Source organism: Micromonospora sp. NBC_00617, assembly GCF_045161355.1.
Taxonomy (GTDB): domain Bacteria; phylum Actinomycetota; class Actinomycetes; order Mycobacteriales; family Micromonosporaceae; genus Micromonospora.
In genome coordinates this window covers 2,377,471-2,393,688 of record NZ_CP107751.1, presented here as the reverse complement: position 1 = coordinate 2,393,688, position 16,218 = coordinate 2,377,471, and the positions used below count along the sequence as shown (strand labels likewise).

Below are 16,218 nucleotides of genomic sequence, written 5' to 3'. Positions count from 1 at the left end.
CCCGGTTCCGAGCGGCGCTGCCGCCTGCTCGGAGCCGGGGTCGTGCGTGGGCACCGCAGACCCGACACGGCTGCGGGTGTTCGCCAACCCGGTGCTACCGGCGTAGCGTCGCGGGTATGACCAGCGCCATGCGGAAACTGTCGATCTCCGTGCCCCCGGACGTGGCGGAGCGTCTGGAGCACGAGGCGAACGCCAGCGCGTACATCACCCAGGCCGTCCGGGACCGGATGCGCCTGGACGCACTGGACGCCGAGCTGGCCCACCAGGGCATCCAGATCACCGACCAGGGCGTGGCCGAGGCGCGTGCCCGCCGTGCCGCCGTTGAGGCCGAGTGGTCGCCGGAGCGCCGGGAGGCCCTTCGCGAGCGGGCACGCCGCCACGCGCTGAACGCCGCCGCCGGCACCGTCGAGCAGCCGGCCGCGTGACCCCGGAGGACGACCGGCCGATCCGGCTCGTGCTGGACCGCTCGGCACTGCTGGCCTACCTGGCGGGGTCGGTGCACGTCGGGGAGCCGCTGCACGAGGTCATCCAGGACCGCAACCGGTTCGGCGTCACCGCCGTGACCGCAGCGGAGACCCTGGCGATCGTCAGCGACCCGAAGGAACGAGCGACCCTGCACCGGCTGTTGACCCTCGACGCCTGCGAGGTGCTCTCCACCGAGGGACACTCCTGGCACGAACTCAGCTTCTGGCGCACCGCGACGGGTCGTGCCGACCTGGCCACGACAGCGTTGGCCGTGCTCGAACACGACGCATCGATCCTGACCGGGGAGGACCGGTACGGCGACGGCGAGCTACCGGTGATCCACATCCCGGACTGACCGGGTCGGCAGGCTCAGGTCAGGCCGGCAGGGCCAGGTCCAGGACCGCGCCGAGGCCGTTCTCCCGGCCCGGGTCGGCGGCCGGGAGCACCAGCACCGCGCAGCCGGCGGCCACCGCGCCCGCGTCCGCCGGGGTGTCGCCGACCATCAGCGTCTGCTCGGGGTCGACGCCGAGCATTCCGCACGCCCGCCAGAAGATCGCCGGATCGGGCTTGCAGCGCCCCACCTCGTACGACAGCACGAAGGCGTCGACGAGGTCGGTCAACCCCCAGGCGTCGAAGTGCGGTCGCAGGTCGAAGCCGATGTTGCTGACCACCGCCACCCGCACACCGGCGTCACGCAGCGCGGCCAGCGTGGGGGCGGTGTCCGGGTACGGTAGCCAGCCCTCGGCGACGAGCAGCCGCTCGTAGAGCGCGTCGGCGAAGCCCTCGATGCCCGCGTCCACGGTTTCGGCCAGCCCCGTGTACGCGCCCCGGTGCGCGTGCGCGTAGAGGTCCCGGTCGGCCCACAGCTCGGCCAGCCGGGGTGGCACCCGGGCCGGCAGGGGACCGCCCGCGCGACCGGCGGTGAGCAGCCGGTCGGCCAGCGAGGTGGCGCGAACCCGGTCCAGGGTGACCCCGCACGCGGCGGCGGCTTCGGTGACCCACTGCCGGGGCTCCTCCACCTGGGCCAGGGTGCCGTGGAAGTCGAAGAGCACCGCCTTGACGGGCCGTCGGGACGCCCGGGGGGCGCTGACGTCCGCGACGCTGCCCGGCGGACTGGTCTGGGGCGGTTCGGCATGGTCCGGCACGCCGTGCACCCTACCGACCGCCGCCGACGGCCCCTGCGCACGGCCTTGCCGGGTGTCGTGTCCCGGCACGCACTAATCTTGGTGCCATGTCGAGCCCCGCCGAGCGGTACGCAGCGGCGCGCCGCCGGGCCGCGCAGACCGCGCAGTTCCCGGCACTGGACGAGTTCGCCCTGGACCTGGGGTTCGATCTCGACGACTTCCAGCGCGAGGCGTGTCAGTCGTTGGAGCGGGGCAGCGGCGTGCTGGTCTGTGCCCCCACCGGCGCCGGTAAGACCGTGGTCGGCGAGTTCGCCGTACACCTGGCGCTGCGCGGGCGGCCCGACGACCCGGCGGCGGCCGACGCCGCCGCGACGCCACCGACCCGGCGCAAGTGCTTCTACACCACGCCGATCAAGGCGCTGTCCAACCAGAAGTACCACGATCTGGTCGCCCGGTACGGCGCCGAGCAGGTTGGCCTGCTCACCGGCGACAACGCGATCAACGGCGACGCGCCCGTGGTGGTGATGACCACCGAGGTGCTGCGCAACATGCTCTACGCGGGGTCGAGCACCCTGCAGGGGCTGGCGTACGTGGTGATGGACGAGGTGCACTACCTCGCCGACCGGTTCCGCGGTGGCGTGTGGGAAGAGGTGATCATCCACCTGCCCGCCTCGGTCACCCTGGTCTCGCTGTCGGCGACCGTGTCCAACGCCGAGGAGTTCGCCGACTGGCTGGTCACCGTGCGCGGTGAGACGGCAGTGGTGGTCAGCGAGCACCGGCCGGTGCCGCTGTGGCAGCACATGCTGGTCGGCAAGCGGATGTTCGACCTGTTCCACGACGCCGACGCCGCCCGCAAGCACGACGTGCACCCGGAGTTGCTGCGCTACACCCGCGACCAGATGCGCCGCCTGGAGCTGGGGGAGGGGCGCAGCGCCGGGCCGGGCGCCGGTCGGCGTGGGCCGAGGTGGCGCGGCCCGATGCGCCCGGACATCGTCGACCGGCTGGACCGTGAGGGCCTGCTGCCGGCGATCCTGTTCATCTTCAGCCGGGCCGGCTGCGCCGCCGCCGTGCAGCAGTGCCTCGCCGCCGGGCTGCGGCTCACCTCGCCCGACGAGCGGGCCGAGATCCGCCGGGTGGTCGAGTCCCGGGTCACCGCCATCCCCGGCGAGGACCTGACGGTGCTGGGCTACTGGGAGTGGCTCGACGGGTTGGAGCGTGGCCTCGCGGCCCACCACGCCGGCATGCTGCCGGTGTTCAAGGAGATCGTCGAGGAGCTGTTCGTCCGGGGTCTGGTCAAGGCGGTCTTCGCCACCGAGACCCTCGCGTTGGGCATCAACATGCCGGCCCGCTGCGTGGTCCTGGAACGGCTGGTCAAGTACAACGGCGAGGCGCACGTCGACCTGACTCCGGGGGAGTACACCCAGCTCACCGGCCGTGCTGGCCGGCGTGGCATCGACGTCGAGGGGCACGCCGTCGTGGTGTGGTCCCCGGAGACCGACCCCCGGCACGTGGCAGGGCTCGCCTCCACCCGCACCTATCCGCTGCGGTCCAGCTTCCGGCCCTCGTACAACATGGCGGTGAACCTGGTCGGCACGGTCGGCGCGGAGCCCGCCCGGGCGCTGCTGGAGTCGTCGTTCGCCCAGTTCCAGGCCGACCGGTCGGTGGTCGGCCTGGCCCGGCAGGTGCAGCGCAACACCGAGACCATCGAGGCGTACGGCGCGGAGGCCGCCTGCCACCACGGCGACTTCGACGAGTACTTCGCGCTGCGGGTGGCGATCGCCGACCGGGAGAAGGCCATCGCCCGGCAGGGGCAGACCCAGCGCAAGGCCGCCGCCGTGGCGTCGCTGGAGCGGCTGCGGATCGGTGACGTGATCCGGGTGCCGTCGGGCCGGCGGGCCGGCCTGGCCGTCGTGCTGGACCCGGCGACCGGCGGTTTCGGCGAACCCCGTCCGCTGGTGCTCACCCAGGACCGTTGGGCGGGGCGGGTCAGCCCCGGCGACTTCACCACCCCCGCCGAGGTGCTCGCCCGCATCCGGGTGCCCAAGCACTTCAACCACCGCTCGCCGGGTGCCCGGCGGGATCTGGCCGCCGAGGTCAGCGGCACCGGCCTGGACCGGCACGGCGGTCGCCGCGGTGGCCGCTCCCGGCAGACGCCCGGCGAGGACCACCGGCTCACCCAGCTCCGTACCGAGCTGCGTAACCATCCCTGCCACGCCTGCCCGGAGCGCGAGGAGCACGCCCGCTGGGCGGAGCGCCGCCGTCGCCTGGAGCGGGACACCGAGGAGCTGCGCGAGCGGGTGTCCGGGCGCACCGGGTCTCTCGCGCGGACCTTCGACCGGATCGTCGCGCTGTTGACCGACCGTGGTTATCTCGCCCGCGACGGTGCGGTCACCGACGCCGGCCGGATGCTCGGCCGGATCTGGACGGAAGCGGATCTGCTGGTCGCCGAGTGTCTGCGCCGACGGGTGTGGGACGGGCTCTCCCCGGCCGAGTTGGCCGCCGCGGTGTCCGTGGTGGTCTTCGAGGCGCGTCGCGACGTCGACGAGCGGGCGTCGCTGCCGCGCGGCCCGGTGGCCGACGCCGTCGACGAGACGCTGAAGCTGTGGGGGGAGATCGAGGCCGACGAGGCGGCGCGCGGTCTCGCCGCGACCCGGGAGCCGGATCTGGGCTTCGCCTGGCCGGTCTACCGGTGGGCGCGGGGCGAGGCGCTGGCCAAGGTGCTCGGCAGCGGGCACGAGATCGACGGGGAGATGCCCGCCGGCGACTTCGTCCGGTGGGCCCGGCAGGTGGTCGACCTGCTCGGTCAACTTGCCGACTCCGGCGGCGCCTCGCCGGAGCTGCGCTCCACCGCCCGGCAGGCGATAGCGGCCATCAACCGGGGCGTGCTGGCGTACCACACCTCTGCCTGATAATCATTTTCGGTCAGCTTCGTCCTCGAACCGACGCATCGGACGGTCACCGCGACGGCACCCCCCGAACAGGCCGGGGGGCGCTGTTGCGCCGGGTCGGAGCGCCCCTGATCATTGCCCGAGTGCCGTGCTTACGCGCCGGTAACGAATGGGGAGAGAAACGCCGTGGCGGACATCAATCACTTTGAGTACGGGTGGATCACACCAGCGCTGAGCTACGCGCTGTCCGTGCTCGGCTCGGTCCTCGGGCTCGTTTGCGCCGGTCGCATCCGTACGGCCCGCACCGCCGGTCAACGCGCCTGGTGGGGCCTGCTGGCCGCCTGGGCGCTCGGCGGCACGGCCATCTGGGCGATGCACTTCATGGCCATGCTCGGCTTCGCCGTCGACGGCACCCGCATCCGGTACGACGTGCCCCTCACCGCCGCCAGCACCGCGATCGCGGTGGTCGCCGTCGGTATCGGCCTGGCCATCGTCGGCACCGGCCGGCTGAATCCGGTACGCCTCATCGCCGGTGGCGTCTTCACCGGCGCCGGCGTCGCCGCCATGCACTACACGGGCATGGCGGCGATGCGCCTCAACGGCAGCCTCGGCTACGACAGCACCCGTGTCATCCTCTCGGTGGTCATCGCGGTCGTCGCCGCGACAGTCGCGCTGTGGCTCGCGATGACCGTCCGGCGCGGACTGGCGATCTTCGCGTCCGCGCTGGTCATGGGCGTCGCCGTGAACGGCATGCACTTCACCGGCATGAGCGCGCTCTCGGTGCACCTGCACGAACGCGCGGGCGGGGTGACCGGCACCGCGGTGAGCGCGTTGCTGGTGCCGATCGTCGTGGCGGTGATCTTCGGGGTGGTCGGGCTGCTCTACGCCCTGCTCGCCGCGCCCACCGACGACGACCGGGCCGCCGCCGCGTACCTCGACGCGCGCCGGGCGCCGGAGCCGGCCCCGGCCGCGCCGGTGACCGCCCCGGACCCGGTCGGGCTGCGGGCCCGCTCCACCCTCGGGCAGCCCGGCACCCCGTTCCCGTCGCGCCGGGACACCCCGCCGCGCTGACACCCCCGCCGGGGGCACGATCAGGCCACCGGGACCCGGTCCAGGAAGCCGAGCACCTGGCTGAGCTGCCCGTTGCCGTCCAGCACGGCGACGTCGAAGCCCACGACCGGCGCTTCGACCCCGTCGGGCCCCAGCTCCCAGGTGAACCGGACCTGGTCGTGGTGGCCGTCGACCGGGCCGGCCAGCCGGAACGTCATGCCGGGAAACTGGCCCTGCACGGCCGCGATCGTCGCGTCGATCGCGTCCCGGCCCTCGGCGACGGTGAGCGGGTCGACATAGCGGGCGTCCGGGGCCCAGACGTCGGCGATCTGCGTACGGCGGCGGGCCGGGTCGGTCTCGTTCCAGATCGCGATGTACCGCTCGGCCAGCGCGTCGAAGCTCGTAGCCATGACTTCTCTCCTCATCGTCGGGTGACGAGCGGCGGTGGGCGCCGCTCTCGAGAGAAATGGTTGCGGTCAGCCCGGGGTGCTGTCGATTACGTCGGAGGTAATGGTCCGTGCGCCGGCGCGATCACTAGGGTCGGTCGCGTGACGACGACGACCAGACCGGTACGACGGGTCGGAGAGCTGCTGCGCGACTGGCGCCAGAGCCGCCGGATGAGCCAACTGGACCTGTCCATCGAGACGGGAATCTCGGCTCGACATCTGAGCTTCGTGGAGACCGGAAGGTCCCGGCCGAGCCCCGAGCTGATCCTGCGGCTCGCCGAGCAGCTCGACGTACCGCTGGCGGACCGCAACACCATCCTGCTCGCCGGCGGGTACGCGCCCGCCTACCCCCGCCACGAGCTGGACGACCCGGAGTTGGCCCCGGTGCGTGCCGCCGTACGGCGGATCCTGGACGGCCACGGCCCGTACCCGGCGGTGCTCATCGACCAGCACTGGCAGCTCGTCGAGGCCAACCCCGCAGTGGCGTTGTTCACCGAGGGCGCGGCGCCGCACCTGCTCATCCCTCCGGTCAACGTCCTGCGGCTCAGCCTGCACCCCGACGGCATGGCCCCGCGGATCGGCAACCTGCCCGAGTGGCGGACGCACCTGCTCACCCGGCTGCGCCAGACGGCCGCCGCCACCGGCGACGCGGTCCTGCACGAGCTGCACGAGGAGCTGCGCGGCTATCCCGGCGCCAACGGCCATTCTCCGGCTTTGGACGACCCGGTCTCGCGGGTCGCCGTCGGGCTCCGGTACCGCCACCACGGCCGGGACCTGTCCTTCCTCAGCACCACCACCGTGTTCGGCACCCCGCTCGACGTCACCGTCGCCGGGCTGGCCGTCGAGTCGTTCTTCCCCGCCGACGCGGCGACGCTGCGCGCCCTCGGCGTACGCGGCGGCGACGACGTCCCACCGAGCTGACCGACGTGATCCCGCCGTGCCGGGCGCGGGGCGTGCCGGTGTTGAATGCGGGGGTGTCCGCCACCCGCCAGTCAGCCCGGACACAGAGGAGAGTGAGATGAACTTCCAGCGCCTCGGCCCGAGCGGCCAGGAGATCCCGGTCGTCCAGCGCGACGGTACGACCTTCGACCTGCGGCCGCTCACCGCCGACCTGGACGGGGCGTTCTGGGCGTCGGACGGGATCGCGCGGACGCGGGTCGCGCTCGACCATGGCGAGCTGGCCGAGCTGCCCGACGCCGACAGCCTGCGGGTGGGTGCTCCCGTCGCCCGGCCCCACAAGATCGTCTGTATCGGACTCAACTACCGCGATCACGCGGCGGAGACGGGTGCGGCGCTGCCGGCCGAGCCGGTGGTCTTCATGAAGGACCCGATGACCATCGTCGGGGCGTACGACGACGTTCTCGTTCCGCGCGGCTCGACGAAGACCGACTGGGAGGTCGAACTCGCGGTCGTCGTCGGCTCGACCATCCGCTACGCCGACTCCCCGCAGGAGGCGATGCGGCACATCGCGGGGTACGCGGTGTCGCACGACGTCTCCGAGCGGGCGTTCCAGTTGGAGCGCGGGGGCCAGTGGGACAAGGGCAAGAGCTGCGAGACCTTCAACCCGCTGGGACCGAGCCTGGTGCCGGCCGACGAGATCGACGACCCACAGTCGCTGGCGCTGCGGTTGTGGGTGAACGGGGTTCTCCGCCAGGACGGGTCCACCCAGGACATGATCTTCCCGGTCGCGCACGTTGTCTGGTATCTCAGCCAGTTCATGGTCCTGTACCCCGGCGACGTCATCAACACGGGTACGCCCGCTGGGGTGGCGCTGGGTCTTCCGGATCACCCGTACCTGCGCGCCGGCGACGTGGTGGAGCTGGAGGTCGCCGGCCTGGGGCGGGCACGCCAGACGTTGGTGGCGGCATGAGCAGGGAGTTCGCCGGGCTGGCGGCGCTGGTCACCGGCGGCTCCTCCGGCATCGGCCGCGCCACCGCCGTGGAGCTGCGCGAGCGGGGCGCCCGGGTGGCCGTGCTCGACCTCGACCCGAGCGGCCTGCCGGAGGGCATCGCCGGCATCGCCGCCGATGTGTCGAGCCGCCCGTCGGTGCAGCAGGCGGTCGCCGCGGCAGCCGACGCACTCGGCGGCATCGACGTGGTGGTCAACAACGCTGGGATCGGCGCGACCGGGACCGTCGCCGACCAGACCGACGACGAGTGGCACCGTGTGCTCGACGTCAACGTGGTCGGCATGGCGCGCGTCGTCAGCGCGGCCCTGCCCTGGCTGCGCCGCTCGGAGCACGCGTCGGTCGTCAACCTCTCGTCCATCGCCGCGCTCAACGGCCTGCCCGGCCGGGCGCTCTACTCGGCCAGCAAGGGCGCTGTGCTGTCGCTGACCCTCGCCATGGCCACCGACCACGTCCGCGAGGGCATCCGGTTCAACTGCGTCTGCCCCGGCACCGCCGACACGCCCTGGGTGGGACGGTTGCTGGCGCAGGCGGACGACCCGGCCGCCGAACGCGTGGCGCTGCAGGCCCGCCAGCCCATCGGACGACTGGTGACGCCGAAGGAGGTCGCGAACGCGATCGTCTACCTCGCGTCGCCGCTGTCGGCGTCGACCACGGGTACGGTGTTGGACGTCGACGGTGGGGTCACCCACCTGCGGGTCCGGCCGTGACGGCGGCCGGCCTGCGGCGGTCGGTGGGGGGAGGCGGGCCGTGCGCATCGCGCTGTTCGTGACCTGCCTGGCCGACACCATGTTCCCGCAGGCGGCCACCGCGACGGTGCGGCTGCTGGAGCGGCTCGGCCACGACGTGCTCTTCCCGCAGGAGCAGACCTGCTGCGGGCAGATGCACGTCAACACCGGCTACCAGCGCGAGGCCGTTCCCCTGGTACGCCGGCACGTGCGGGTCTTCGACCCGTACGACGTGATCGTCGCGCCGTCGGGCTCCTGCGTCGGGTCGGTGCGGCACCAGCACGCGATGGTGGCCCGGCGGGCCGGCGACGTACGGCTGGCCAGCCGGGCCGAGTCGGTGGCCGAGCGGACGTACGAGCTGTCGGAGCTGCTCGTCGACGTGCTCGGGGTGACCGACGTGGGCGCGTACTACCCGCACCGGGTCACCTACCATCCGACCTGCCACTCGCTGCGGATGCTGCGGGTGGGCGACCGGCCGCGACAGTTGCTGCGCGCGGTGCGCGGCCTCGACCTGGTCGAGTTGCCGGCGGCGGAGCAGTGTTGCGGGTTCGGCGGCACGTTCGCCGTGAAGAACCCGGAGACGTCCACGGCGATGCTGGCGGACAAGATGCGCCACGTGCTCGCCACCGGCGCCGACGTGTGCGCCGCCGGGGACGTCTCGTGTCTCATGCACATCGGCGGCGGCCTGTCCCGGCTGCGGACCGGGGTGCGCACCGTGCACCTCGCCGAGATCCTGGCCTCGACCGAGCAGAGCGGCATGGCCAGCGCCCGACCGGCGGTCCGGCCGTGACCCGGCGGACGTTCCTCGGCATGCCGGCGACCGCGCCACCGGTGACCGCGCCGGCCGGCGTGGGGCACCTGCGCGGCGACGAGTCGTTTCCGAGCGCCGCGCGGCGCAGCCTGGCCGACCCGCAACTGCGGCGCAACCTGCGCCACGCCACCACGACGATCCGGGCCAAGTCCGCGGGTGTGATCGCCGAACAGGCGGACTGGGAGCAGTTGCGCACGGCGGGCGCGGCCATCAAGGCCGACACCCTGCACCGCCTGCCCGACCTGCTGAAACAGCTTGAGGAAAAGGTCACCGAGGCCGGCGGCGTGGTGCACTGGGCGGCGGACGCCATCGAGGCCAACCGCATCGTCACCGACCTCGTCCGCGCGGCCGGCGCGGACCGGGTCATCAAGGTCAAGTCCATGGCGACCCAGGAGATCGGCCTCAACGAGGCCCTCGAAGCGGCCGGGATCACCGCCGTCGAGACGGACCTGGCGGAGCTGATCGTGCAGCTCGGCGACGACCGGCCGAGCCACATCCTGGTGCCCGCGATCCACCGCAACCGGGCCGAGATCCGGGAGATCTTCCTCCGCGAGATGCCCGGCGTCGACCCGGCGCTCACCGACGACCCGACGGCCCTCGCGGCCGCCGCACGCCGGTTTCTGCGCGAGACGTTCCTGAGTACGCCGGTGGCGGTGTCCGGCGCGAACTTCGCCGTCGCCGAGACGGGCACCCTGGCCGTGGTCGAGTCCGAGGGCAACGGGCGGATGTGCCTGACCCTGCCGGACACCCTCATCACCGTGATGGGCGTGGAGAAGGTGGTGCCGACCTGGCGGGACCTGGAGGTCTTCCTCCAGCTGCTGCCGCGGGCGTCGACGGGGGAGCGGATGAACCCGTACACCTCGATGTGGACGGGTGTGACCCCGGGCGACGGGCCGCAGGCGTTTCACCTGGTCCTGCTCGACAACGGGCGCAGCGCGGTGCTCGCCGACGAGGTCGGCCGGCAGGCGCTGGGGTGTATCCGCTGCTCGGCGTGCCTCAACGTGTGCCCGGTCTACGAGCGCGCCGGCGGCCACGCCTACGGGTCGGTGTACCCGGGGCCCATCGGGGCGGTGTTGTCGCCCCAGCTCACCGGCATCGAGGACAACGCCTCCCTGCCGTACGCGTCGACGCTCTGCGGCGCCTGCTACGACGCCTGCCCCGTCAAAATCAACATCCCGGAGCTGCTGGTGCACCTGCGTGCCGAGGCCGTCGAGTCGCGACCGCGGCCCACCGCCGAGTCGATCGCGATGGCCGCCGCCGCGTACACGATGGACCGACCCCGGCTGTACGCGGCCGGGCAGCGCGCCGCGCGGCTGAGCCGGCTCGCCGGTCGGCGTGGCCGCGGGCTGCCTCCACCGCTGAACGGCTGGACCGCCAGCCGGGACCTGCCGGACCCGCCAGCGCAGACGTTCCGCGAATGGTGGGCCGAACGGTGACCTCCCGGGACCTCGTCCTCGGCCGGCTGCGGGCCGCGCTCGCCACCGGCGGCCCCGCCCCGGCGGCGGTGCCCCGCGACTACCGGCAGGCCGACACCGTCGACCTGGACCAGTTGGCGCAGCGGCTGACCGACTACCGGGCGCACGTGCACCGGGTCGCCGAGGCCGCCGTCGCCGACACGATCGCCGACCTCCTGCCGGCGGGGGGCACCGTCGTCGTACCGCCGGGTCTGCCGCCCGCCTGGCTGCCGCCGACGGTGACCGCGCTGACCGACGACGGCCTCGACCACGCGCGGATCGGCGCCGCGGACGCCGTCGTCACCGCCGCCGCTGTCGCCATCGCCCAGACCGGAACGATCGTCCTCGACGGCTCGCCCGACCAGGGCCGCCGGGTGCTCAGCCTCCTGCCGGACCGGCACGTGTGCGTCCTGCGCGCCCAGCAGGTGGTGGCCACCGTGCCCGAGGCCCTGGCCCGACTGACGCCGCACCGCCCGCTGACCTGGATCAGTGGTCCGTCGGCCACCAGCGACATCGAGTTGATCCGCGTCGAAGGGGTGCACGGCCCCCGCCAGTTGCACGTCGTCCTGCTGCCCTGACCCGGGCCGGCCTCAGGTCATTCCTCGGCTACGTAGACACCCTTACCGGGATGTCCCTCGACCAACCCGCGGTCTTTCAGGATTGTCATGACCCGGTTGATCGTGGAGATGTGCACGGCGTGCTGTTCGGCCAGATCTTCTCGGCGATCTCGGTGGCTATGCGCCGGTAGTCCACTCGCTCAGTCGGCATGAGTCGATCTCCGTGGGTCGCAGTTGGCTCAGCACGGTGGGGTCGGTGATCCGGTGGTCGGCGGCGAGCATGATCGCCTTGGACAGGATCGTGGACAGCATGGGGTCGTCGTCGAACGGCAGGTGCAGACGCCCGGTCTGTGCGCGCGCGGCGACGATGCACAGGTACGCGTCGTCGGGCTCCATCATGACGTTGCCCGACCCGAGGTGGATCCGGTACGCGCCCAGGTCGCCCCGGACCCGCAGATACCGGTCCGTGAGGTCCACCCGGTCGGCGATTGCCATCCGGGGCAGCAGCCGCGCGAGCGCGTCCCGGCGGACCTGCGCCGACGGGGTCAGCTCCGCCATGGCCGTGCGCTGCCAGTAGGCGGAGAACCGGTCCTCGCCGCGATCGGCCCACTGCGGGTCGGTGGCGATCGAGGTGACGCCGACGAACAGGTCCACGTCGCGCATGGCCTCGCTGAACACCAGCGGTGGCACGTCGATGACCGGTGCGGGCAGCCAGGTCGTCCCGTCGTGTCGGGCGAAACGCACCTGGTCGGTCGAGCAGTACTCGACGTCGTAGTGGTGTGGATCCGGGTTGTCGACAAGCGCCTGGTGGAAGGACGCCCGCCACGCCCCGCCGCCGAGGACCTTGGTGGCTTCGCTGTCGTACCCGCCGTCCCAGGTGCCGAGGTAGCCGGCCTGCCAGCCGCGGGCGCGCAGCAGGGCGTTGGCCTGCCGGTAGCGCAGGATGTGCCCGGCGAACCGGTTGGAGTAGGTGTGCGTCTTCTCCTCGGCCGGGGTGCGCGGGTAGACCTCCCGGAAGACCTGCTTGAACGGCTGCGCCAGGCCGGCGGCGACCAGGTGCCCACGCCAGGCGAGCACCTCGGCCGTGCTCGCGCGGACGGGATGCCACAACCGGACCGACCCGTGCGCGAGGGCCCGACCGTCCCGGTCGACGATCGTCCACCCGTCGCCGTCCCGTCGGGGCAGACCCGCCGTCCAGCGCTGGCCGTCGGTGCTGGTCTCCCACAGCAGGCGCCGCCCGTAGGTCGCGGTGACCGGGTGGTCGAGGAATCGCGACGACCAGTCCGGGTACGACCAGGTGCGCTCCTCCGACAGCAGCCCCTCCACCCGCTGGCGCTCGCTGACCAGGGTCGCGCCGACCCGCTTGACGACGTCCCGCAGCTGCGTCAGCTCGTCGCCATGGGCCCGCTTCACCGGTGCCGGGACGCCCTTGAGCGCGACGCCGTCGCGGGCGAAGACCAGGCGTGCCCGGTCGTCCACGATCTCGACGGTCGCCTCGTACGGGCCGACCGGTGTGCGCAGGCACCCGTCGGGCCCGAGCCCGTGGTCGTCGACGGTCAGCTCCATGACCTCGCTGAGCGACCACCCGCGTCGCGCGCCGAGCTGGGTCAGCGCGGCCTGGACCCGGCTTCGCACCCCCTTGTTGCGGACCGTCACGGCCAGCCGGGCCAGCGTGCGTAGTGGCACGTCGCCGTCGCGGTCGGCCAGCAGGCGTACCGCCGCGATCGCCGTGCGCGGGGCGTGCGGGAATCCAGCGGCCTGGCGCGGCGCTGCCGCCGCACTGGCGGTGACCCGCGCCAACAGGTCCGTCGCCTTCTCGTCGCGCTCGCGCGACAACGCCCAGCCCAGCCCGCGCAGGAGACGGTCCGAGTCGTCGTGGATGGTCCGCCCGTGAGCGGTGAACGCGTCGAGGAGCCGGCGGACGACCTGCCGGCCACCGGGCGCGGCCGCGAGCAGTTCGTCGAGGCGGCGCAACCACTTCGCGGTCGCCGCCGGTTTGTCCAGCGCGGCGCAGTGCTCCAGCAACTCCGGCACCCCCGGCGCGACGAGGGCGGCCCCCAGGTCGGCGCGTACGGCTGGCCCGAAGGTGTCCCCGTCGTGCAACAGCCATGCCGGCAGGCGGCTGCCGGTGGCGCGGTCGATCGCCCGGCCGAGCAGCGTCACGGCACGTCGGCGGGGCCCCGCCGCGATGAAGTAGTCGTCGACCAGCTCACTGACCAGGGCGGACAGCGCCGGCACCAGGTCGGCCAGCTCGGCGGCCGTCAGGCGCGGCGCGATCAGGGCGGGCAGCTCCAGGTGGGCGCCGTTGTCGAAGCCGCCTCCGCGAGCGACGACCTCCAGGCACCACACCAGGTCCGCACGCGTGAACGGGACGTCCCCGGCGGCGAGGTTGCGCACCACGTCGTTCAGCGCGGTGGGGATTGAGCCGTTCGCCGACTCCCGGTGCATGGCCAGGGCGGCGCGGCGACGCTCCTCGGCCGGCCACGACTCGACGGCGGCCCATTCCGGCACGCTGGTCACCGAGGAACCCCAGAAGTACGTGCTCGCGATCCTCAGCACCGCCCGGATCCGTTCGTCGGCCTCGGCGACACCGGTCTCCACCTGCCGTCGGTCCGCATCGCTCAGGTGGGGCAGGAGCGCCGACCAGTCGCCCATGTCAGCCACCGACCAGGGCGACGAGCCGGACGAACGCCACGTCCGGGTCGGTGCGCAGGTCGATCTCCTCGTCGAGGTCCTCGATCTGGCGGTCGCCGACCAACAGCAGGAAACCGTTACCGGCGAACGCGGCGCAGGCGCGATCGGCCTGCGCCACCCAGTCGAGTCGCCGGCCCGGGGTAACCCGGTAGCCGTTCAGCGTCGCCTCCGTGTCGGTCGGCTGGACCAGGCCCCGAAAGTGCCGCGGCTGCTGGGCGTTGAACCGCGCCACCTCCTCGCGCACCCGCAGCCGGACCAGCTCCCGCGCCGAGATGCGCTCCGGCAGGCCCGCCAACGGCCAGCTCTCGATGGCTCTGCCGGTCGCTGTCTCATCCCGAACGATCACCGTGACCATGCCCTGTGCTCCCTGCTGTGAGATGAGCGGCAGCATGGCACGACCCTCCGACGAGAAGCGGCGTCGCACCCTGCCGGGACGCTGCGGAATCTGCCCCCAGCACGTCACGTCAGCCGCATCTGTCGTCGATGACGAGGGTGGCCAGCAGGGCGGGGTGGTCGGTCGCCCCACCCATGCCCACCGACCGGGCCGAGGCGCTGTTCAGCTTCGAGAGCCTGGCGGCGTACGAGCGGTACCGCGCACGGTTCGGCCAGGATCCGGAGTTCGTCGCGGCCGACGCCATCCGCGACGAGTCGGGTTGTGTGGTGCGTTACGAGCGGACGTTCATGCGCCCGCTGCTGCCGGGCGATGACCTGGCCGTGCCGCGCTGACACGGGCCGTGCGGGGAGGGTGGACCCCGCACGACCCGTGCCGGTTCAGCGGTGCGGCCTGGGTGCGATGCGCGGCAGGACGTACGGCGGACCGGCGAAGATCAGGTCCGACTTCAGCTCCTGGTACGCCCGCTTGGGCTGGTAGTTCTCGTCGTAGATGGTGGCCAGACCCTCGGGCGGGTCGTTGAACCAGTCCGGCACCCACGAGTACTTGTCGCTGAAACCCCAGACGGTGTACGACAGGCAGGTGCGCACCGCGAGGCACGCCTTCATCAGCACGCTGAAGTTGGCCGCCGACGCCTGCAACCGGGGGTTGATCTCCTCGGAGTTGCCGGCCTGGACGCCGGCGGTCATCTGGCTGCGGACGTCGACCTCGGTGAACGCGGTGGCCAGACCGAGCGCGGCGAACCGCTTCAGGGCGGCGGTCACCTGCAGGGTGTCGAAGTTGCCGTACTGGGTGCCCAGGTGGCCCTGCGAGCCGACGCCGTCGATCGGAACGCCCTGCGCGCGCAGCCGCTTGGCCATGTCGTAGACGAACTGCGTCTTGTCGTCGGCCGGGTTGCCCGAGCCGAACGCCTCGATGTTGTAGTCGTTGTAGAACAGCAGCGCCTTGGGATCGGCGGCGCGGGCCCAGCGGAACGCGTCGGCGATGTAGTCCGGGCCGAGGTTCTGCGCCCAGAAGCCCTTGTAGTGCAACGTCGACGGAGTGTCCCAGGGGTCGCTGACCGCCTCGTTGACGACGTCCCACTGCCAGATCTTGCCCTGGTAGCGGTTGACGACGGTGGTGATGTGCTTGCGCAGCAGTTCGCGCAGCTCCTGCTTGGAGATGCTGCCGTCGGCGACGCCGCTGGTCAGCCAGGCGGGCAGTTGGTTGTGCCAGACCAGCACGTGGCCGCGCACGGCCTGCCTGTTGCGCTTGGCGAACTCGACGAGCTGGTCGGCGTCCGTCCAGTCGTAGGTGCCCCGGGTGGGCTCCAGGCTCTCCCACTTCATCGCGTTCTCGGCCGTGACGGAGGAGAACTCGGACGCGGCCAGCCGGCGGTACTGCGGGTCGCTGGCGTCGTTGAGGGCTGTCGCGTTCACCGCGGTGCCGATCTTCAGACCGTGGCGCTGACCGAGGGTCGCGAGGCTCTGCGCGGTCGGGTCGTACGGCCGGCTCGCGGTGGCCGGCATCGCGTTCAACGCCGCAGCGGTCGCGACGGCGACGACGCCGGCGCTGATCCACCGTCGTGGCTTCATCTGCCTTCCTTTCGGCGATGATCGACATATGTCGATCTTTGAAGGGAGGGTGCGGCCCGGGGATGAGCGGGCGGGGTGCGGTCTCGGACTCGGTGGCGCTCTCCGAAGCACCGGAAACTCGTTCGAAACA

16 protein-coding genes are annotated in these 16,218 nt (G+C 72.6%); 11 read left to right on the top strand and 5 right to left on the bottom strand.

Going from position 1 to position 16,218, the window contains the following annotated elements:
* Positions 1–116 precede the first annotated feature (116 nt).
* Together OG505_RS10880 and OG505_RS10875 are read left to right on the top strand one after the other, a co-directional pair.
* The gene (locus OG505_RS10880; protein WP_405432948.1) at positions 117–425 is read left to right on the top strand and encodes a hypothetical protein; all 309 of its coding nucleotides are present in this window, start codon (positions 117–119) and stop codon (positions 423–425) included.
* Positions 422–820, top strand: coding sequence for a PIN domain-containing protein (locus OG505_RS10875; RefSeq protein WP_405432947.1), 399 nt, complete (start codon positions 422–424; stop codon positions 818–820). Before OG505_RS10880 ends, OG505_RS10875 begins: the two co-directional genes overlap by 4 nt.
* A 19-nt stretch (positions 821–839) precedes the next feature.
* Here the strand turns inward: OG505_RS10875 and OG505_RS10870 are convergent, their stop codons facing one another.
* Complete coding sequence (locus OG505_RS10870; RefSeq protein ID WP_405432945.1) at positions 840–1,610, bottom strand: HAD family hydrolase; 771 nt, start codon at positions 1,608–1,610, stop codon at positions 840–842.
* An 86-nt stretch (positions 1,611–1,696) separates the two neighbouring features.
* Here OG505_RS10870 and OG505_RS10865 point away from each other — a divergent pair, with 86 nt between their 5' ends.
* Both OG505_RS10865 and OG505_RS10860 read left to right on the top strand, forming a co-directional pair.
* On the top strand, positions 1,697–4,498 hold the full coding sequence (locus OG505_RS10865) for a DEAD/DEAH box helicase (RefSeq protein WP_405432943.1): 2,802 nt from the start codon (positions 1,697–1,699) through the stop codon (positions 4,496–4,498).
* A 165-nt stretch (positions 4,499–4,663) separates the two neighbouring features.
* Entirely contained in the window at positions 4,664–5,548 is an 885-nt protein-coding gene (locus tag OG505_RS10860) for an MHYT domain-containing protein (protein ID WP_405432941.1), read from the top strand.
* Positions 5,549–5,568: 20 nt separating this feature from the next.
* Here OG505_RS10860 and OG505_RS10855 read toward each other — a convergent pair whose 3' ends face one another.
* The gene (locus OG505_RS10855; protein ID WP_405432940.1) at positions 5,569–5,937 is read right to left on the bottom strand and encodes a nuclear transport factor 2 family protein; all 369 of its coding nucleotides are present in this window, start codon (positions 5,935–5,937) and stop codon (positions 5,569–5,571) included.
* 138 nt (positions 5,938–6,075) lie between these two features.
* Here OG505_RS10855 and OG505_RS10850 point away from each other — a divergent pair, with 138 nt between their 5' ends.
* From OG505_RS10850 to OG505_RS10825, 6 genes are all read left to right on the top strand, one after another.
* Complete coding sequence (locus tag OG505_RS10850) at positions 6,076–6,894, top strand: helix-turn-helix domain-containing protein (RefSeq protein ID WP_405432939.1); 819 nt, start codon at positions 6,076–6,078, stop codon at positions 6,892–6,894.
* Between the two features lie 97 nt (positions 6,895–6,991).
* On the top strand, positions 6,992–7,843 hold the full coding sequence (locus OG505_RS10845; protein WP_405432938.1) for a fumarylacetoacetate hydrolase family protein: 852 nt from the start codon (positions 6,992–6,994) through the stop codon (positions 7,841–7,843).
* Entirely contained in the window at positions 7,840–8,589 is a 750-nt protein-coding gene (locus tag OG505_RS10840) for an SDR family NAD(P)-dependent oxidoreductase (protein ID WP_405432937.1), read from the top strand. The genes OG505_RS10845 and OG505_RS10840 overlap by 4 nt, the downstream gene beginning before the upstream one ends.
* 40 nt (positions 8,590–8,629) lie before the next feature.
* Entirely contained in the window at positions 8,630–9,397 is a 768-nt protein-coding gene (locus tag OG505_RS10835; protein ID WP_405432936.1) for a (Fe-S)-binding protein, read from the top strand.
* 20 nt (positions 9,398–9,417) lie between these two features.
* Positions 9,418–10,854 (top strand): LutB/LldF family L-lactate oxidation iron-sulfur protein, encoded by a 1,437-nt coding sequence (locus OG505_RS10830; protein ID WP_405434454.1) that lies wholly within the window; start codon positions 9,418–9,420, stop codon positions 10,852–10,854.
* On the top strand, positions 10,836–11,450 hold the full coding sequence (locus OG505_RS10825) for a lactate utilization protein C (protein ID WP_405432935.1): 615 nt from the start codon (positions 10,836–10,838) through the stop codon (positions 11,448–11,450). Before OG505_RS10830 ends, OG505_RS10825 begins: the two co-directional genes overlap by 19 nt.
* Before the next feature lie 156 nt (positions 11,451–11,606).
* On the opposite strand, the gene OG505_RS10820 is transcribed toward OG505_RS10825, so the two are convergent.
* A complete protein-coding gene (locus OG505_RS10820; RefSeq protein ID WP_405432933.1) occupies positions 11,607–14,084 on the bottom strand; it encodes a DUF4132 domain-containing protein in 2,478 nt (825 codons plus the stop codon).
* A 1-nt stretch (position 14,085) separates the two neighbouring features.
* Positions 14,086–14,478, bottom strand: coding sequence for a hypothetical protein (locus tag OG505_RS10815; protein ID WP_405432931.1), 393 nt, complete (start codon positions 14,476–14,478; stop codon positions 14,086–14,088).
* 128 nt (positions 14,479–14,606) lie between these two features.
* Between OG505_RS10815 and OG505_RS10810 the strand changes: the two genes are divergently transcribed.
* Positions 14,607–14,849, top strand: a complete 243-nt coding sequence (locus OG505_RS10810) for an NIPSNAP family protein (protein WP_405432929.1) — start codon at positions 14,607–14,609, stop codon at positions 14,847–14,849.
* Positions 14,850–14,894: 45 nt separating this feature from the next.
* Here the strand turns inward: OG505_RS10810 and OG505_RS10805 are convergent, their stop codons facing one another.
* The gene (locus OG505_RS10805; protein WP_405432928.1) at positions 14,895–16,088 is read right to left on the bottom strand and encodes an endo-1,4-beta-xylanase; all 1,194 of its coding nucleotides are present in this window, start codon (positions 16,086–16,088) and stop codon (positions 14,895–14,897) included.
* Between the last annotated feature and the right edge of the window lie 130 nt (positions 16,089–16,218).